Source organism: Streptodolium elevatio, from assembly GCF_040649515.1.
GTDB lineage: Bacteria > Actinomycetota > Actinomycetes > Streptomycetales > Streptomycetaceae > Yinghuangia > Yinghuangia elevatio.
In genome coordinates, this window is the sequence record NZ_JBEZFP010000113.1 from 1 (window position 1) to 18,881 (window position 18,881).

Genomic DNA, 18,881 nt, shown 5'->3' on the forward strand with positions numbered 1-18,881 from the left:
TCGGTGGCCTGCTGGTGGACGATCGCCTGCACACGCCGCGCGATGTTGACGAACGCCCGCTGCGCGGAGTCACGCATGCCCTCCTCGGCCTCGACGGCTTCCGCCACCAGGCGCAGCACGGTGCGCTGGGAGGCCGCGAACTCGGCGGTGACTCGGGGGAGTTGTTCGTCGGTGGCGGCAAGTTCATGGACGATCTCACGCGCAGACTCGCCCTGCTTGAGACGCAGGATCGTCTTGGGGAGCAAATCCTCCGTGAGGCGCTGCTGCGCGGCGTCCTGGGCGGCGAGGTACTGCCGCAGAGACTCCGCTTCGGCCTGGTGGCGGTGGTACTGCGCGGACACGTCGGCCTCGCGCTCGCGGGTCAACTGACGTATTCGTGCGCCGCGGCGTCCCGCCGCCGCGGTGGCCACCGCGATGGCACCGGTGGCGACGGCCAGGCACACACCCAGCACCAGACGCGCGTCGGCGTCGACGAGAGCGACGACCACCGCGGACGCGGCGGCCGATAACGCGGTCGGCACCAGCCAGGCGGTGCCGACGGGAACGGGACGTGACGGTTCGGGTGGCGACCCGACTCGGACCATGGACATCCTCGGATTCGTGCGGAGGGGGGCACGGAGACACGGAGAGTCGCGCAAGACACGGCATCGGCCGGTCGGACACCCGGCGACGCTTGTGGCCTCGCCGACTGACCCGGCCCGGCGTACCCCCAAGGGGTTTCCGGCCGTTCGGGTGGCCCGCTCATTTCAGGCCACCCGATCAGGCCGTCCGCGACGGGCCGTGCGCGTCTTGCGGCCACCGCCGCCGGTGACCTGCGCGCGGAAGCCCACCCTCGTCGCGTACGCCCGGCCACAGCGTGGCAGCCTGCAACAACCCCGTCATTGCGGTCGTTTGGACCCCGCAGGCTGGCGACCAATGGTGGTAGTCGCTGCATGTCGCAGGGCCTCAGGGAGCATAGCCGTTCCGCGTGTGCATCGACGACTCCGCGCCAACGAATCCGTACGCCGTCACCGGCGCGCCGGGGCAACGCGCAGTATCTGCGGGGGATTCAGCAGATCCGTGCCGATGATGCGTCGACGAGCGCGCGGACGGTTGCGCCGGGGGCCGACGTGTTCGGGTGCGCGGTGCACCAGGCGCAGACGTGCTCGCCCTCGCGCACGAGCAGGCACGAATAGTTGTCGGCCGTCCGCTCGGTGCGCAGCACGGCGAAGGGCGCCGTGCCCGGCGAGCGCATCGCCGCTACCGTGCGGGCCCTCGCACGGCGGTACACCTGACGCGCGGCTACCCGCCGGCCCCGGGCTCGACCAGGCGGAGGCACCGGACCACGCACGCCGGGTCGGGCTTTCCCGGTTCCACGCGTACCTCGCGCGACCAGGTCCAGGGGGCCTGCTCGTCGGCGACGAAGTAGCCGACCTCCAGGGCCTGGACGACCTCGCCCTCCCGCATGAAGAACAGCACCGAACCGGTCGGGAAGGACGCGCGGTAGGGCAGCATCGCCGCGCACCCGACCGCGGCGTCGACGTCCACCACGCCGTGCCCGGCATCGCCGGGCTGCGCGACGACGAGGCCGGCGGAGAAGGCATACACCGCGTCCCAGTCCCCCGGCGCCAGTTCGGCGAGCGGGGCGCCTGTGCCGGACGCCTCGACCCGCCGCAAGGCGTCGCGCAGTTGCCCCGCGGCGCCGCCGTCTTCGGCGTACGACGCCACGCACGTGTCTTCCCGGGCCAGGTCGTCGGTCGTCAGCGTGTGGACGCCGACCGCCGCCACGTACGCCGCGACCAGCGCGGCCACCGCCAGCAGGACCCATTTCCCGGGCCTGCGGCGGCGACGCCGCAAATGCCGCGCGAGTTCGTCGTCGAGTGACGCCATATGGAGGTTGTACTACCGGGCGGGCCCTCGCACATCAGCGCCGGGGATGGGCACCGGCGATGGCACCCGCGTTCGGCGTTGCGGTCGGACGCGAACGGCAGCGGCGAAGGGTCGGCACAATAACCGCATGGTCGAGAGCAACCCCGATTTGGTCACCGCGTCCTGGTCCCGGATCGACGCCTGGCTGGTCGCGCACGCACCCGCGAGCCTGGCCCGGCTGGGTCCCCCGGCGGATCCTGCGGCCGTGGCCGCCGCCGAACGCGTGCTGGGCGTCGAACTGCCCGCGGAGCTGGCCGCCTCACTGGCGTGCCACGACGGCATCGAGCCGGAGTGCCGGGTCTTCCCGGAGATGGACCTCCTGTCCGTCGCCGGGGTGGTCGACCAATGGGAGCTCCGCAACCAGGTCGAGGCGGAGTTGTTCGACGACGAGGAGGACCTGCCCCCGCTGGAGGGGGACCCGTATTGGCACCGCCTGTGGATCCCGGTCGGCCACTTCCAAGGCGACCTGAACGTGATCGACCTGCGCCCCGGCCCCGGGCAAGGCCGCATGGGCTGGGTCTCGCACGACGGCTCCAGCTCCTTCGCCGGCGAGGAACTCGGGACGCTGGGCACGTACTTGGCCGCCCTGGCGGACACCCTGACGACCGGCCGCCAGCCGATCCCCGGACTCTGGGAGGAGCCGTGCGTCAGCCCCGACGGAGAGCTTTCCTGGTGGGGCGTGCCCCGTGGCGGCGTCGGCTGGTCCCCGGCACCGGTCGGCCTGCCCGGCGTCGGGCAGGCGGACGGCGCTCGGGCGGGTGACGGCCCGGCGGAGTGACGGCCCGGCGGCCCCGGACCGGGCCGACGTCGGCCCCTGAGCGCGGCCACCAGTCCCGCCCCGACGGGTGAACACCCCTGTCACGTCGCGGTCGTCGCGGGCGGGGAGAATCCGGGCCCACCGGCCACCGGTACGTCGGCATCGCCTGCGGCACCGACGAGTGCGGCGTACACGTCCGGCTCGGACGCCAGCGCGGTGAGCTCCTCGGGAGTAAGCAGCGGGGCGTCGGTCAGCACGTCCGGTCGGCCCGTCACGCGGTTGGCGCTCCCCAGCCCCCGAGACTTGCCGTCGGGCGTGACGAGGTACAGCACCGAATGCCGGTCGCCGCCGACGGTCCGGCTCGCGGTCACCGTCTTCGCGCCACCGGGCAGCACGCCCGTGACGCAGTCGGAGAACGGGTACGTCGGCGCCCCGATGGCCACGGGAGGGAGATCCGGATCGCACGGATCCGCCGGCGCCGCACCGGGGGCCACCGAGTCGCCCGTCTGGAAGGACAGTTCGGTCCGGCCGCCGTCCGCCCGGGTGAGGACCATGGCGTACGGCGAGCCCGGCACCGGATCGGCGGCCACGATGCCCGGTGGCAGGTGTGCCCGTACGGCGGCCAGGGCGGCCGCACCTTCCGCGTCGAACGGCGAGCCCGGGGAGCCCGGCGAACCCACGGTGGGGGCCGTGGTGTCCGACGGCTGTCCGGGACCGGTCGACGACGGGGCCACCGGCGCCGAGGGCGGGGCGCCGACCTCGGCCGGGCCGCCCGCCATATCGGCCCCGCCGACCAGCACGGACGCGGCCAGCGCCGCGCCGCCCAGCACCGCCGCCCCGGCTGTCGCGGCCGCCGCGACCCGGATCCGCGCGGTGCGCCGCACGCGCTTGCCGTGCGCCTTGATCCGCGCGAGGTCGACGGACGCGTGGGGTTCGTCGACGAGGAGTTCCTCCAGCATGGAGGCCAGGTTGTTGCCGTCACCCATGGTTGTTGTCTCCGTGTGGTCGAGGTGGGTCAGGAGTGCGCGATGTCGTACACGGAATCGCCGAGTATGCGGCGCAGTTGCTCCAGGCCGCGGGTGGTCGCCGACCGCACCGCCGCCGAGCTCTTGCCCAGCAGCGCCGCGGTCTCCGCCACGCTCAGGTCCTCCCAGTAGCGCAGCACCAGCGCGGCCCGGTACACCGGCGTCACCTGCGCCAACGCGGCCAGCAGCGCCAGTCGGCGGGCCTCGTCCGCGTCCACGTGCGCCGAGGGCTCGGGCAGGGAGTCCGAGGGCAGTTCCCGGCTGCTGCGCTTGCGCCGCGAGTCGATGTACGCGTGGACGAGCACGCGACGCGCGTACGCCTCGACGCCGTCGGTCCGGTGCACGCGGGGCCATACCGAGAACAATTTGGCGAACGCGGCCTGCACGAGGTCCTCCGCGGTGTGCCAGTCACCGCACAGGAGGAAGGCCAGTCGCCGCAGAGCTTGGTGTCTGGCCAGCACGAATTGTTCGAACTGGCGCTCCGACGCGGGCGTCATCGAGGCATCCCCCAGGTGTTCACGGGCGTTGTGCGGACAACGGTAAGAACGGAACGGCCCCCGGCAAATGTTGCGTGGCCGCTCTTCGTCGCTGCTTCGGGAGCGCGCCTCACCCGGGATCGGGGGCCTGCGGCACAGCCTCGGGAATGCCTCCAACGCGTGGACGCGAAAGGTGAATTGGACTAACTTTTCGCGCATGGATTCCGAGCGGGCGGCACGGCTCGACAACATCCGTACTCCGCGCGGCCGTTACGCGAAGGGCGTCCGCCGGCGCAACGAGATCCTGGCGGTGGCGCTCGAGGTCTTCGCGACGCTCGGCGAAAAGGGCGCGCTGATCAAGGAGATCGCAGACCGCATGGGCATGTCCCAGGCCGGCGTGCTGCGCTACTTCGGCTCTCGCGAGGGCCTGCTGATCTGGGCGCTGGCCGAGCGGGACCGGCTCGCCAAAGAGAAGGTCGCCGAGGAGACGTACGCGGATCCGATCTCGCCCATGGCCGCGACGCTGCGCCGCAGCAGCGACGTGGCGGGGCTCGTACGCCTGTACGTGAGCATGGCCGCCGCATCAGGTTTTCCCGACCACCCGGCGCGCGACTTCTTCGAGGTCCGCAACGGAGACATCCTCGCCGCGCTGCGCGAGGGTCTCGCCGAGCTCCAGGTCCAGGGCCGCATCCGCGCGGACATCGACCCGGACGCCATCGCCCGGCTGGCACTCGCCGCCGCGGACGGCATCCAGCACCAGTGGCTGATCGACCCCGACGTGGACATGGGCGGCGTCATCGACACCATCGTCGCCCTGGTCGTGGACGTCGCGCCGCCGCCCGACCAAGCCGGCAACCCCGATCGGTGACGCCGCCCGGTGGCGGCCGCGTAGACAAAGGAGACCGTCCGTGACGAACGGACCGCGATACCTCTCGGCCCGCACGCCTTCGGTTCCGCGCGCGGTTCCACGCACGGAGGCGGCCTCGCGCGCGTCCCGTTGGGCCGTGGTCTGGCTGTTCGTCGCGGCGCTTGCGGCGGCCGGCTGCAGCCGCGAGGGCCAAGAACGCGTACCGGAGGGGAAGCCCTTCCCGGCGCCGCAGGCCGTGGGCGTCGCGTCCGCCCCCAGTGGCACGCCCGACGGCAGCGGGTCCCCCACCGCGGCGCCCTCCGCGGCAGCCACCCCCCTGCCTGACGACGCGTTCTACGATCCGCCGGAGCCGCTGCCGCAGGGCGCGCCGGGCACCGTGATCCGCCAACGCCCCTACACCCCGGCCGAGGCCCGGCTCACCCAGCCGTCCCGCACCTCGCTGGTGATGTACCTGAGCACCGGGACGGACGGCAGTCCGGTGGCCGCGAGCGGGCTGGTGACGGTGCCGGACGGGCCCGCGCCCGCCGGAGGGCGGCCGGTCGCCGCGGTCAACCACGGGACCATGGGGATCGGCTCGACGTGCGGGACGTCGCGTTCCCCGGCCTTCGCCGGGCTGGAGGACACCAGTCCCGTCGCGAAGCTTCTCGCGCGCGGCTTCGTCGTCGTCCAGCCCGACTACATCGGCTTGGGCGTGACCGGGGTCCGGCACCCGTACCTCAACGGCAGGTCCGCCGCGTACGCCACGCTCGACATCCTGCGAGCCGCGCGCACGGTCGACCCGGAAGTCAGTGCGACCGCACTCGTCTACGGCGGATCGCAGGGCGGCCATGCGGCGCTGTGGACCGCGCACCACGCGGCCGAGTACGCCCCCGAACTCGACCTCAAAGGGGTGGCCGCCAACGCCCCGGCGGTCGGCTTCGAGCTGATGCCCGAACTGATCGCCCAGCAGTCGCCGTTGGCCACGCCGTACGTCGGGATGCTGCTGATGCTCGTCAACGGCGCCTCGGCCGCCGACCCGGCGGTCAAGCCCGCCGAACTCCTCACCCCCGCGGCCCTCGCCGCCGCCGAGCAGATCTGGACGGAGCCGTGTATCAGCGGGGGCACCCCGGTTCCGCCGGCCACCGACGTCTTCCGCCCCGGCGCCGACCTGGGCCCGCTCAACGCCGCGCTCCGGGCCAGTGCGTCCAACGAAGTCACCACCTCAGTACCGGTGTTGCTACCCCAAGGCGGCAACGACGTGCTGAGCAGCCTGAACGAAGGCCTGGCCAGGCAACTGTGCGAGAAGGGCACGAGCGTGGAGTTCAAGTTCTACGCCGACCAGGGCCACACCATCGGCGGCGGGCCCATGGACGACGCGATCGCCTGGCTCGACGCCCGGCGCGCGGGCGAGCCCGTGACCGGAAGCTGCGTCTTCTGACGCCCCGCGACGGGACCCGAACGCGGCGTCGCGGTCGTTGTCAGGAGATCGAAACGGCGCCGTAACGGGAGGCGGGATTCGGCGAAACGCGTGCTCCCTACCTTCCCGGCATGGACACGGATGTGGATACCGGGATGGATACAGGCCCAGGGCCTGCGGGAGTTCTCGGGTCCCGCGTGGAGGAGCGGCTGCGTACCGCGGTACTGGGCGCGGAGTTCGGGCTGCGGGAGCGGCTGACGGAGAGCGGCCTCGCGCGGCGCCTGGGGGTCTCGCGTACGCCGGTCCGCGCCGCGTTGGCCGGGCTGGTCGCGGACGGGTTGCTGACCCGGGCCGACGGGGCGTACTACGTCGCGGTGCCCGATCTCGCCGAGCTGCGCGACCTGTACGAGCTCCGGGTCACCTTGGAACTGCGCGGTATCGCCCGGGCCTTGGAGAGCCCCACCGTCCGGCACGACCCCGCGGTCCTGGCGGAACAGCGGCTCTGGTGGCGCTCGATGCGCGCCGAACCACCCGAGCCCGGACCGGGGTTCGTGCTCCTGGACGAGCGGTTCCACGTCGAGCTGTCGCGGGCCGCCGGGAACGCGGCGCTGACCGCGGCGCTCGTGGCGGTCAACGCGAAGATCCGGCGGATCCGCATGTACGACTTCCTGACGGCCGATCGGGTGACGACGACCGTGGTGGAGCATCTGGAGATCCTGGAACTGCTCCAGGCAGGCGAGTTGGACGCGGCCTACCGGGCGCTGCACGTCCATGTCGGGGAGTCGCTGGCCGTGGTGTGGGAGCGGGCCACCCGGGCGCTGACGCAGATGACGTTGCACGGGGGCGTGTCATGAGCTTCGACACGCTGCTGATCGCGAACCGGGGCGAGATAGCCGTGCGGATCCTCCGGACCGCGGCCGCGCTCAGGCTGCGCACCGTGGCGGTCTACTCCGACGCGGACGCCGGGGCCATGCACATGCGCATGGCCGACGAGGCGGTGCGGATCGGCCCGGGTCCGGCCGCGGAGAGCTACCTGCGGGTGGACGCGATCCTGGAGGCGGCGCTGCGCACGGGGGCCGGGGCGGTGCACCCGGGGTACGGGTTCCTGTCCGAGCGCGCCGACTTCGCCCGGGCGTGCGAGGACGCGGGCCTGGCGTTCGTCGGCCCCACACCGGGGCAGATCGAGCTGTTCGGCACCAAGAACACCGCCCGTGGCGCCGCCGCCCGGGCCGGCGTCCCCCTGATGCCGGGCACCGAGCTGTTGGCCGGTGTCGAGGACGCGGTGACGCAGGCCGACCGGATCGGCTATCCGGTGATGCTCAAAGCGGCGGCCGGCGGTGGCGGCATCGGGATGCGGGCGTGCGCCGACGAGACGGCCCTGCGTGCCGCGTACGACCAGGTCACCCGGACCGCGCAGGCGGGGTTCGGCAACGCCACGGTGTTCCTGGAGCGGTTCGTCGCCAACGCGCGGCACATCGAGGTGCAGGTCTTCGGAGACGGCGCGGGCCGCGTGGTCAGCCTCGGCGACCGTGACTGCAGCCTCCAGCGACGCCACCAGAAGGTCATCGAGGAGGCCCCCGCACCGCAGCTTCCCGACGGGGTCCGCGAGCGGATCCACACGGCGGCGCGCGTGTTGTGCGCCAAGGTCGGCTACCGGTCGGCGGGGACCGTGGAGTACGTGTACGACGCCGACCGGCGCGAGGCGTCGTTCCTGGAGGTGAACACCCGGCTCCAGGTCGAGCATGCGGTGACGGAGGCGGTCACCGGCGTGGACCTGGTGGAGTGGATGCTGCGGCTGGCCCGCGGGGACGCGGGCTTCCTCGACGGCGTGCCGGACCGCGGACCCGAGGTCCGCGGGCACAGCGTGGAGGCGCGTCTGTACGCCGCGGACCCCGCCCGCGGCCACCAGCCCAGCTCGGGCGTCGTCACCAAGGTCGCGTACGGCCCCGGTGCACGCGTCGACGGCTGGATCGCACCGGGGCAGGCGGTGGGCACGTTCTACGACCCCATGCTCGCCAAGGTCGTCACGCATGCCGACTCGCGCGAGGAGGCATTCGCGGCGCTGTTCGAGGCGCTGGAGCGGACCGAGGTCGCGGGGATCGAGACCAACCTCGGGCAACTGCGTGCGGCGGTCGCCGATCCCGTCGTGTCCGCGGGCTGGATGACGACCTCGACGCTGTCGTCGGTCAGGGACGCGCGGCCGCGCATCGAGGTGGTACGCGCCGGCACGCTGACGACCGTGCAGGACCTGCCCGGCCGACTGGGCGGCTGGGACGTCGGCATCCCGCCGAGCGGGCCGATGGACGACCGCGCCTTCCGCGACGGCAACCGGATCCTCGGGAATCCCGACGGCGCGCCGGGTTTGGAATGCACGCTGGACGGCCCCCGGCTGATGTTCACCCGTGCCGCGACGGTGTGCGTCACCGGGGCGCCCGCGCCGGTCACCGTGAACGGGTTCCCGGTCGCGCAGCGGGAGGCCGTGCGCGTGCCGCCCGGCGGGCTGCTGGACGTCGGCACCGCGGCGGGGCCGGGCATGCGCACCTACATCCTGGTCGCGGGCGGGTTCGACGTCCCCGGTTACCTCGGGTCCGCGTCCACGTTCACCGCGGGCGCGTTCGGCGGCCACGCCGGCCGGGCGCTGCGCGCCGGCGACGTGTTGCGGCCGACCGACGCCGCATCGCCTGCCACTCCCGTTGCCATGTCGCCGGCCATGTCGCCTGCCGTGTCGCTTGCCACGACCGCCACTTCCGCACGGGCCACCGCGCGCCAGGCGGCGACGGTCGCGCCGAGCGGCACCGCGGAGCCCTTGCCCGCGCCCGAGTTCACCGATCGCTGGGTCGTCGGCGTCAGCGAAGGTCCGCAGCCCGCACCCGAATACCTCACCCGCGCCGACATGGCCCAGTTGTACGCGACGTGGTGGAGCGTCACCAGCCAGGCGGCGCGAACCGGGGTGCGGTTGTCCGGGCCCAAGCCGGAGTGGGCGCGGCCCGACGGAGGCGAGGCGGGACTTCACCCGTCCAACCTGCACGACAATCCCTACTCCGTGGGCGCGTTGAACCTTACCGGCGACACTCCCGTGCTGCTCGGACCGGACGGCCCGAGTCTGGGCGGGTTCGTGTGCCCGGTGACGGTCGTCCCCGGAGAGCGGTGGAAGATCGGCCAGATGCGGCCCGGCGACCGGGTGCGCTTCACGCCCGTCGCCGAGCCGGCCGCGCGGGCCCTGCGCTCCGGCAGACTCGCCGCCGCGACTCCGGCGACCCGCGCCCCGGAACGGGACGACGGCGTCCTGGCCCGCATCGAGGCCACGGACGACGCGCCCGAGGTGGTGTACCGGCGCGGGGCCGCCGACAACGTGCTGGTGGAGTACGGGCCGATGGTCCTCGACCTCGGGCTGCGGATGCGGGTGCACGCCCTCGCCGCCGGCCTGGCGGCTCGCCGGCTGGACGGACTGGTCGACGTCACGCCGGGCGTACGCTCGCTGCACCTGCACACCGATCCGGACCGGCTGCCGCAGCGCCGCCTCGTCGACGTGCTCACCGAGATCGAGGCCGAACTGCCCGCCACCGCCGACCTGTCCGTGCCGAGCCGGGTGGTCCGGCTCCCGATGTCCTGGGACGACCCGGTCGTCGGCCGGGCCATCGCCCGCTACCGGGAGACCGTCCGCGACAACGCCCCGTGGAACCCGTCGAACATCGAGTTCATCCGGCGCATGAACGGCCTCGCGCACGCCGACGACGTCCGCCGGACCGTCTTCGAGGCCGAGTACCTGGTGCTGGGGCTCGGGGACGTGTACCTCGGTGCCCCGGCCGCGACGCCGCTGGACCCGCGGCACCGGCTCGTCACCACGAAGTACAACCCCGCCCGCACCTGGACCGCGGAGGGCACGGTTGGGATCGGCGGGACATACCTGTGCGTGTACGGGATGAACAGCCCCGGCGGCTACCAACTCGTGGGGCGCACCGTGCCGATCTGGAGCACTTACGCGAACGCGGGCGGGTTCGAACCCGGGGTCCCGTGGCTGCTGCGCTTCTTCGATCGCATCAGCTGGTATCCCGTCGAGCCGGCCGAACTCCTCGGCATCCGCGCCGACCTCACCTCAGGACGGGCCGGACTCGACATCAGCCCGGGGACGTTCACCCTCGCCGAACACCGCGCCTTCCTCGCCCGGCATGCCGGCGACATCGCCGCGTTCCGGGACCGCCAGGCGCACGCCTTCGCCGCCGAGCGCGCCGCGTGGGAGGCCGCCGGGGAGTTCGCGGCCCGGCCCGAACCGGAACCCGTTGCCGCCCCCCGGTTGGCCGTGCCGCCCGGCGGCGAGGTGGTGCGGTCCCCGCTGGCCGCCACCGTCTGGGAAGTCGCGGCGGCACCGGGGAGGTTCGTGCGGGCCGGTGACACACTGGTCCGTTTGGAGGCGATGAAGATGGAGGTCGTGGTGACCGCACCCACGGACGGATTCGTCCACCAGGTCCTGGTCGAGGCCGGACGGCAGATCGATCCGGGCGCGCCCCTGGTCGTCCTGGCGATGGAGGCAGCCGCATGACCCCCTTTCCGACACGCACCCGTGTCGAAGCGGCGTTTCGGCGCATCAAGGAGGTCGACCGGCCCGAGGTGTGGATCCTGCTGCGGGACGAGGCGGACGTGCTCGCGGACGCGGACCGCGTCGACGCCAGGACCGCGGCGGGCGACGAACTCCCACTCGCCGGGCTGCTGCTCGCGGTCAAGGACAACGTCGACGTCGCCGGGTTGCCGACCACTGCGGCCTGCCCCGCGTTCGCGTACACACCGCCCCGCAGCGCGACCGCGGTCGCCCGGCTCGTCGACGCGGGCGCGGTCGTGCTGGGCAAGACCAACCTCGACCAGTTCGCCACCGGGCTGGTGGGCACCCGGAGCCCGTACGGCGCGGTGCGCAACGCCCTGCACCCGGAGCGGATCTCCGGGGGATCCAGCTCCGGGTCGGCGGTCGCGGTCGCGCTCGGCGTCGCGGACCTGGCGATCGGCACCGACACCGCGGGCTCCGGCCGGGTGCCCGCCGCCCTCAACGGAATCGTCGGAATCAAGGCGACCGTGGGCCTGGTGCCCACCACGGGGGTCGTCCCCGCCGCGCGCCCTTACGACTGCGTCACCGTCTTCGCCGGCACCCTCACCCTGGCGGCACAGGCCATCGCCGTCATGGCCGGGCCGGACGATGCGGACCCGCTCAGCCGCCGGTGGCCGCCCGACGTACGCCTGGCCGCACCGCCGCGACCACGCATCGCGGTCCCCGGCCCTGCCGCGCTGGCCCCGCTGACCGACGACGCCCGCACCGCTTTCGCTGCCGCCGTCGACCGTCTCGCGGACGCCGGGGCCACGGTCGAGGTCGTCGACGTCGCACCGCTCACCGCCGTCGCCAAACTCCTCTACGACGGCGCACTGGTCGCCGAACGGTACGCGGCGGTCGGGGAATTCCTCGCCACCGAGCCGCCGGGTGCCGACCCGACCGTCTCGGCGATCATCCTCGCGGCCGCCTCGCTGTCCGCCCACGACCTCGCCGCGGACCAGCGGCGCGTCGACGAAGCCCGGGCGACGGCCGCGGCGTTGCTCGGCGGATGCGACGCGCTTCTCCTGCCCACTACCGTCGGCCACCCCACGCTTGCGGAGGTCGCCGCGGACCCCGTCGGCGTCAACAGCCGCCTGGGCACGTACACCAACTTCCTGAACCTCCTCGACATGGCCGCCGTCGCGGTCCCCGCCGGAACCGCCGACGGGGCGCCGTTCGGCGTCAGCGTGATCACCCGCGCGTTCGACGACCAGATCGGCGTCGACCTCGCCGCGCACCTGACCGGCGAGACGATCGACCCTCCCCTGCCCGAACTCGGCGTCGACTTGGTCGTGTTCGGCGCACACCGGAGCGGGCAGCCACTCAACGGCCAGCTCACGGAAGCGGGTGCGCGCCTGCGCGGCATCGTGCGCACCGCCCCCGACTACCGCATGCTCGACCTGCGCACCGAGCCGCCCAAGCCGGGCATCACCGCCACCGCCCCAGGCGAGGGCGGAGCCCTCGAAGGAGAACGCTGGACCTTGTCCCCCGCAGCCCTCGGACTCTTCCTGGCCGCGCTCCCCGCCCCGATGACGCTGGGCAAGGTCATCCTCGACAGCGGCGAGGCGGTCACCGCCTTCCACTGCGACGTGCCTCCCAGCGCCGACGTCATCGACGTGACGCCGTACGGGAGTTGGCCGAACTACCTGGCGGCCCGCCAGTAAATGCGACCGCCACGTCACCGCACACCCCACGCCGACGTCGTGTCTTAAGAGAGGAGCAGGGCATCCCGCAGTGGAAGTAATGGGTCAATGGCAGTTGTCAGGTTGACCGATGCGGGGGCGATCGCCACTCGCCTCGCGAGGGTGAGGCGGCCAGCGGCGGAGGTGGATCGCGTGCGCTTGTCGGGATGGCAGGCCACTCCTTCGGACCGATTCACCCTCGTGGACTCGCCGACGACCTCGGCACTCCCGTTCGACAGGGTGGGCGGAGTCGTGCCGCTCGCGGGGATGTTCGCTCGCCACGCGACCGAGCCCTATGCGTGGTGCGGTGTGCGTGCTCAGGACGGCAAAGTGTTCGTCAGCCGGGCGGTCGCATCCGGTGGTCCGGAGGGGGCCGACGGCACGGTCTTCGTCAACTCGTCCGTGTCGTTGCTGTTGGACTTCCTGGTCTGTGGGCGGTCGGGTCGAGCCGTGCCGCCTACGTCCGCGCGGAGCCGTTTGATGCGGCTCGTGGTGGCGGGGCGGAGGGCTCCGAGGGCACGGACGAGGGCAGGGGGGCCGGTTGGGACGAGGGCCGGGAGCGCGGGTCCGGATCGCCGCCCAGGTGGTCGGGGGTCCCCGGGCGCCGACTGAGGCCCTCCAGGATGTTCAGCGCCATGGAGTCGCGGATGCGGTCTACGCAGGTTTGCCACTGGCGGCTGAAGCCCGGTCTTGCCTCCAAGTCCGCCCACACCGCCAGGAGTTCGGCTGATGTGTCGACGCCGGGCGACCACAGGTGGATCAGTTGGTGCACGGCCGGGCGGATGCGGCGCAGGGAGGCGGAGTCGGACTGGCCGGCGCAGGCGCGGTCCGCGGCTTCGGCGAGGACGCTCAGGAGCCAGTCGTGCAGGGCCAAGTCCTCGCAGAGTGCGGCGATTTCCGTGATCGCGGGGAACCGGTCCGCGGGGAGGCGCAGTTCGAGGGTGCGTTCGGTGGCGCCGTACAGGGTGAAGGTTCCGCCGGGCCGGCTGCCGGACTCGGACGGTGCGGCGGACCAGCGCAGTTGGGTGCGTCGCGCGCGGAACGTCGCCTGGTGGTCCAGCGCCGGGGACCTCTGGACCTGGCCCAGGAGGCGTTCGGATACGGCGCCGGGGGCGAGTTCCCGGTCGGGCGGGCGTGTTCCGGGAAAGCCGTCGGCCAGGTCGTCGGTGCGGGCACGGCCGATGACCTCGACGGTGCCGGGGCGTTCGAGGTAGTGCGCCCACGGCAGTCGCCGGGTGCCGCCGGGGACGAGGGCGCCGCGGGTCGATGCCTGGAGTACGCGTCCACCGGTGACCTTGGCGCGGGCCAGGAGCGTGCCGACGCCGCGCGCCTTCGCGGCCGAGCCGGTGCGTACCGGGCAGTCGACGGCCTCCACGAGATCGGCGGACAGCGCACGGGGCACCGGGCGTTCGGCGGTGCGTACGTGCGCGCCGTGCACGAGCAGGGCGAGCAGCGCCTCGGCGCCGATCCGCCCGAGCGGCCGGGAGTTCATCAGCAGTGCGGTGCGAACCTCGCCGACGACGAGCAACGGCGGGGTCACCGCCGGCCGCCCTCGGGGGAGGCTTCCCGGTGGGTCCCGTCGCCGGTGAGCAGGGTGTAGGCGATCCTGCCGGTCGGGTCCCTCGGCAGCAGGACGCCCTCGGCCTCGGCGCGCCGGACCGCCTGGCCGCCGACGACCGGATCGACGGCGGTGTGGCCGAGGATCAGCCGGACCGCATGCTCGATCGGCAGGAAGCGGCTGCCCAGCACGGAGAACGTGCGGTACGCCGCGAAGGGGGCGGCCGCCGGGTTGAGCCGGAGCAGTGCGGGGAGGTCGTCCCAGTCCCGGGGAAATTCCGGGGCCGTCCACGGGACCGGGGGCAGCACCGGCGCGCCGCGGTCGCGCAGCAGGCCCAGACGCAGAAGTTGCCACACGGCCGCGAGGAACGGACAGGACCAGACGCGCTGTTCCCCGTCACCGGCCCACAACTCCACGTCGAGGAAGACCGAGTGGTTGCGCGCCCCGATCTCGCGTGGCGGCCGCCAGGCCTCGCGGGGCGCCATCGCCTCGGCGCCGTGTCCGTGCGGGGTCCGCACCCCGTTGCACAGCCACCCGGTGTCGTGCGCGGGCGGCCGCGTCCCGTTGGTCCCTTCCACGGGTGCGGGCACCAGCCGGGCTTCCAGGAGGGCGGCCGGCCCGGAACCCGCGGCGGAGGCCGCGCAGCCCGATTCGCGGGCGAGGTAGTCGATGACCAGCCCCGCTTCCTCGGCGGCGCGCAGCAGTTCGGGGATCACCTCGGCAGGTGTGGCGAAGCGGGTGAAGTAGTCGTCCACCAGGAAGCACGTGCTCACCCGCGCCCGGGTGCCGGGCGGCGCGGCGGTCGCGCGGGCGGCCTCGATCCAAGGGGCGACCGCGGCGAAGTGGCGGCGCAGGCGCTCGGGCCCCTGCGCGAAGTCCTCCATGTACAGGTGTCCGAGCTCGATCGACAGGTGCGCGTACGGGATGGACTCGGTCGGTTCCTCCGCCGACCACTCGCGGAAGACGGTCTCCGCCCGTTCCTGGTACGGGAGGTCGGCACCGTCGCGGAACCCGGCACCGCCGCGGACGCCGGCGCTGTCACGGGCGCTCACATGACCTCCCAGGATTCCGCGTCGGTCAGGGCGTCCGCGAGGTCCCGCAGGGCGTCCACGGTCTCGCGGTTCGCGATGCGGCGGACCACCGCATCGGCGTCGGTGAGGAGTTGCTCGCGCCACTGGAGCACGGGGTCGAGCGGGACCGAGCCGAGCAGGTTGGTCCGGCCGAGCCGGTTGGCGGCGGCGAGGTCGTGGAGCTCGCGGTCGCAGGCGACGAGCCATTCCGCCTGGGTGGGGCGCAGCCCCGCGCCGAGGGCCGGGCCGGACTTGGGGACCGCGGCGCGGATGTAGCGGATGCGGTCGGCCAGTTCCGACCGCTCGTGCCCCATGGCCGCACCGGCGGCGAGGATCCCGCGGTCGCCGTGCACGAGGTCGGCGGTGGCGACGATGTGCTGCCGCGTCCAGCGGTGGAAGACCAGCCAGCGGATCCGGGTCTCCCGGAACTCGGGCCGGGTGACGGTGCGCAGCGCCAGATCGATGGCGTACGAGCGGCCCGCGCTCAGGTCCACGAACGTGACGTCGAACTCCTCCTCCAGGCGCAGGAAGAGTTCGGCGCAGGGGCCGACGGACGCGTCCTCGGCGGCGAACTCGCCGCCGCCGACGTCGCCGGGGAACAGCTCCAGGCGACCGCACGAGGGCGGGCGCATGCGCAGTTCCTGCCGCCGGGTGTGCGCCCACACGTCGATCTGCCGCGGTTCGCCGCCACGGCCCCGCAGGTAGGTGTGCAGGCCCGAACCGGCGGGCCGGTCCGAAACGTCCAGTTCGAAGACGGCCTTCGCGGTCGGGGAGCCGAAGTCGAAGTCGACGTACGCGACGTCGTCGCCGAGCAGCGCACGGCGGTAGGCGATGTTGGCGCACGTGACCGTTCGGCCAGTGCCGCCCTTGTCGGAGGTGGCGAATACCAGCATGCGGCTCAGCCCCTGCCCGCCTGCTCGCGCGCGGCACTCAGCTCGTCGAGTCGGCGCAGCGCCTCGGCCGCCAGGGCGACGGCGACCCCGGGCCGTCGTGGGGCCTGGTCGCGCGACCGGCCCAACACCGCCGCGACGAGGTGCAGTTCGGCGTCGGTGGCGGCGGTCGGAGTGGCACGTGTCAACATCTCGTGCGCGAACAGGTGGTCGGCCTCCCGGATCATGTCGGCCGCCAGTTCGGCTAGGCGCCGGCTCGGCGCGAGGTCGGCGGAAATCCCCGCGGCGGCGACGACCAGCACTTCTACGACACGCTCGGTCATCCGCCAGGACATCTCCGCGGGCGGCGCGATGAGGCCGGGGTAGACACGCGCGGGGGCGTCCCAAAGGCCCGCGGACGGCCCCGCGTCCAGGCGCCGCCCCCACACGTGGTCGCCGAGTTTGCCGGCGAGGGACAGCATGGCGTCACGGTGCTCGACGTTCCGGGTCAGCGCCGCGACTTGGAGAGTCCGCTTGAGCAGTACGGGCGCGAAGTCCGTGACCGCCCAGCCCAGCTCCGGCCCGTGGCGGTCGGTGCCGGGGAGGGGCGTGACCATGCCGGGGTGGTGCAGGGCGACCGCGGGATCGCCGGGCAGGGCGCGCCGGGTGATCCGGGCTCGGCCGGCCAGTTCAGCCAACACCGCCACCAATGGGGCCAGTTCGTGCTGCGGCGGCAGTTCGTCCGGGTCGCCCTGCCGCATGAGGTTGTGGATGACGATGGAGGCCACGTGCAGTGTCCGGTAGTCGGAGTCGTCGCCGCCTCGCCACGGTATGTCCTGGAGGGGCCAGGCCGCGTCGCCGAACCGGGCCAGCGCGCTCCAATAGCGCTGCGCCAACTCCCAGCGCAGTAGCAGCTGTTGGGCCAGTGCGAGCTGTTCACGGTTGAGGAGCCCGGGCAGCAGCGTCTGCCGCGAGGAGAACAGGTCGACGATGCCGTCCATGGCGGCGACGGTGAAGTGCAGGGAGGGCTCGGGGTCGGCGTCGTGGTCGGGGCGACTGGGGGTCCTGACCCGGCCCCACGACCAGCCGCAGGAGAAGAGCATCGACTCGTCGTCCAGCCCCCGCAGCCCGTCTCCCGCGGTACTGAGGCCGCCGAGGCCGCCGCGGATGGGCTGGAGTTGCGCCAGCAGCTCGCGCAGGCGGCGCTGGTCCCGCGGCCCGTCGGGGAGCACGGCGGTCAGCAGCGTGCGGCCCTTGGCGGAGTCGGGGCTGAACACGTCGGCGACGAAGGACTCGCACAGGGCGTTCATGGCGTGTGTGAGCCGGGTGGACGCCGCGCCGCGCAGCACCGCGAGGCGTTCGAGGGTCGCTTCCGCGCGTACCCGCGACTCCCGTTCGCGGACGAAGGCGAGCACCGACAAGGACAACGTGACCGCGATCGAGAAGGATTCGACGGTTTCCCATGCGTGCCGGGTCGGCGGTGGCGCGTCCGCCGGGTCGAGGACGCGCAGCGGACCGCCCGAGAAGAGCGGCCGGCCCTCCTTGTCCGTGTACGCCGTGAAGTACTCGGCGCAGACCTCGGTCACCGTGTGCGGGATCCCCTTGTGGTCGCCGAGCGGCGCCAGTGCCGCGAGTACGTCCGGGCCCGTGGTGTCCGGGTCCGCGAAGCCGAGGCCGGGCATCCTCATCGCCGGGTAGAGCAGGCACACCAGTTGCTCGGCGTCACGCAGGGAGTCGTGGGAAGGCCAGGCGTCCGCATCGGGGGCACAGCGCCCGGCCATTCGGGCGGCGAGCACCTTCCACAGGTCGAGCAGCCGCCGCCTGGGCAGATTGGTCACGTACGCAAATCCTCGTTCCGGGTTTCTTCCGGGCCTTTCCCGGTGTTCTTGTGGCGTTCTCCGGGGCTCAGGTCACGTCACGCGGCCCCGGGCCAGCATCATCCCCGTGTAGCCGTCCCGCAGCGGCGTGTCGCCCATGTCGATCCGGGCCACGTCGAGCTCCGCCGCCAACGGCGTCAAAACCCGGGAGACCACGGCAGCGTCCACCGCGACCGCGGGGTAGTCGCGTCCTCCGACCACGTAGCCCTGGGAGTTCTCCATGAATCCGATGGCGAACAGCGCGCCGGGGCGCAGCATTTCGCAGAAGCGGCACAGTGCGGTCCGGAATTCCTCCAGGGATGTGGAGAAGGACTCCGCGACGAAGAACATCGTGCCCATGTCGTACGGGGCGGGCAGGTCCGGCCGGTCCAGCAGGTCGGCCTGCCGTACTTCCGCGCGCTTCGCCAGGGCCGCGCGCGGGTCGCCGATGCCCCGGTATTCGTCGTGGACCGCCAGGACGTCCCAGAAGGCGTCCCAGGTCGGCGCGAACCCGGCCGTCTGGGCCCTGAGCCACGCAAGGTTCGACGACGAGTGTTCGAGGAGGGTGATCTCGTCGCAGAACGGCAGCATGGCCAGTGCGGGATACAGGTTCGCGCCGGATCCGACGTCGACCCCGCGTGCGCCGGCGCGCGGCTCGCAGTGGCGGAAGAACTCCCCGAGCAGTTCCAGGATCCGCCGGTCGGCGTCGGACAGGCGGGCGTAGTTGTGCGCGACGTAGTCGTCCGAGTTGAACGCGTCCCAGTCGTAGGCGGCGTTGGCGGGCATGACATCTCCCAAAAGGCGGTTGGACGCGGTGCGGTGGCGCGCCGCGGGCGCGGG

15 protein-coding genes and 1 pseudogene are annotated in these 18,881 nt (G+C 73.1%); 6 read left to right on the forward strand and 10 right to left on the reverse strand.

What is annotated here, in order from left to right; translation table 11 throughout:
* From AB0C36_RS32235 to AB0C36_RS32245, 3 genes and pseudogenes are all read right to left on the reverse strand, one after another.
* Positions 1-521: pseudogene (locus tag AB0C36_RS32235) on the reverse strand (ATP-binding protein); the annotation flags it as partial.
* A gap of 527 nt (positions 522-1,048) precedes the next feature.
* The gene (locus tag AB0C36_RS32240; protein WP_358361107.1) at positions 1,049-1,234 is read right to left on the reverse strand and encodes a hypothetical protein; all 186 of its coding nucleotides are present in this window, start codon (positions 1,232-1,234) and stop codon (positions 1,049-1,051) included.
* Positions 1,235-1,281: 47 nt separating this feature from the next.
* A complete protein-coding gene (locus AB0C36_RS32245) occupies positions 1,282-1,869 on the reverse strand; it encodes a hypothetical protein (RefSeq protein ID WP_358361109.1) in 588 nt (195 codons plus the stop codon).
* 127 nt (positions 1,870-1,996) lie between these two features.
* On the opposite strand from AB0C36_RS32245, the gene AB0C36_RS32250 reads away from it, so the two are divergent.
* Positions 1,997-2,686: an SMI1/KNR4 family protein gene (locus AB0C36_RS32250; RefSeq protein ID WP_358361112.1), complete on the forward strand. Its 690-nt coding sequence runs from the start codon at positions 1,997-1,999 to the stop codon at positions 2,684-2,686.
* 80 nt (positions 2,687-2,766) lie between these two features.
* Here AB0C36_RS32250 and AB0C36_RS32255 read toward each other — a convergent pair whose 3' ends face one another.
* Both AB0C36_RS32255 and AB0C36_RS32260 read right to left on the reverse strand, forming a co-directional pair.
* The gene (locus AB0C36_RS32255; RefSeq protein WP_358361115.1) at positions 2,767-3,651 is read right to left on the reverse strand and encodes a hypothetical protein; all 885 of its coding nucleotides are present in this window, start codon (positions 3,649-3,651) and stop codon (positions 2,767-2,769) included.
* A 29-nt stretch (positions 3,652-3,680) separates the two neighbouring features.
* Positions 3,681-4,187 (reverse strand): SigE family RNA polymerase sigma factor, encoded by a 507-nt coding sequence (locus tag AB0C36_RS32260; protein WP_358361118.1) that lies wholly within the window; start codon positions 4,185-4,187, stop codon positions 3,681-3,683.
* Between the two features lie 196 nt (positions 4,188-4,383).
* Here AB0C36_RS32260 and AB0C36_RS32265 point away from each other — a divergent pair, with 196 nt between their 5' ends.
* The 5 genes from AB0C36_RS32265 (at position 4,384) to atzF (ending at position 12,670) form a co-directional block, all read left to right on the forward strand.
* Positions 4,384-5,034 (forward strand): TetR/AcrR family transcriptional regulator, encoded by a 651-nt coding sequence (locus AB0C36_RS32265; protein ID WP_358361120.1) that lies wholly within the window; start codon positions 4,384-4,386, stop codon positions 5,032-5,034.
* Positions 5,035-5,074: 40 nt separating this feature from the next.
* Positions 5,075-6,451, forward strand: coding sequence for a lipase family protein (locus AB0C36_RS32270; protein ID WP_358361122.1), 1,377 nt, complete (start codon positions 5,075-5,077; stop codon positions 6,449-6,451).
* Between the two features lie 110 nt (positions 6,452-6,561).
* A complete protein-coding gene (locus AB0C36_RS32275; protein ID WP_358361124.1) occupies positions 6,562-7,284 on the forward strand; it encodes a GntR family transcriptional regulator in 723 nt (240 codons plus the stop codon).
* On the forward strand, positions 7,281-10,970 hold the full coding sequence (gene uca / locus AB0C36_RS32280; protein ID WP_358361126.1) for an urea carboxylase: 3,690 nt from the start codon (positions 7,281-7,283) through the stop codon (positions 10,968-10,970). The genes AB0C36_RS32275 and uca overlap by 4 nt, the downstream gene beginning before the upstream one ends.
* Entirely contained in the window at positions 10,967-12,670 is a 1,704-nt protein-coding gene (atzF, locus tag AB0C36_RS32285) for an allophanate hydrolase (protein WP_358361129.1), read from the forward strand. Before uca ends, atzF begins: the two co-directional genes overlap by 4 nt.
* 475 nt (positions 12,671-13,145) lie before the next feature.
* Here atzF and AB0C36_RS32290 read toward each other — a convergent pair whose 3' ends face one another.
* From AB0C36_RS32290 to AB0C36_RS32310, 5 genes are all read right to left on the reverse strand, one after another.
* Positions 13,146-14,228, reverse strand: a complete 1,083-nt coding sequence (locus AB0C36_RS32290) for an SCO2521 family protein (RefSeq protein WP_358361131.1) — start codon at positions 14,226-14,228, stop codon at positions 13,146-13,148.
* Entirely contained in the window at positions 14,225-15,298 is a 1,074-nt protein-coding gene (locus AB0C36_RS32295) for an SCO2522 family protein (protein WP_358361133.1), read from the reverse strand. Before AB0C36_RS32295 ends, AB0C36_RS32290 begins: the two co-directional genes overlap by 4 nt.
* Positions 15,295-16,209, reverse strand: a complete 915-nt coding sequence (locus tag AB0C36_RS32300) for an SCO2523 family variant P-loop protein (protein ID WP_358361136.1) — start codon at positions 16,207-16,209, stop codon at positions 15,295-15,297. The genes AB0C36_RS32295 and AB0C36_RS32300 overlap by 4 nt, the downstream gene beginning before the upstream one ends.
* 5 nt (positions 16,210-16,214) lie before the next feature.
* A complete protein-coding gene (locus tag AB0C36_RS32305; protein WP_358361139.1) occupies positions 16,215-18,023 on the reverse strand; it encodes an SCO2524 family protein in 1,809 nt (602 codons plus the stop codon).
* A gap of 72 nt (positions 18,024-18,095) precedes the next feature.
* Positions 18,096-18,827 (reverse strand): SCO2525 family SAM-dependent methyltransferase, encoded by a 732-nt coding sequence (locus tag AB0C36_RS32310; RefSeq protein ID WP_358361142.1) that lies wholly within the window; start codon positions 18,825-18,827, stop codon positions 18,096-18,098.
* Positions 18,828-18,881: the final 54 nt, after the last annotated feature.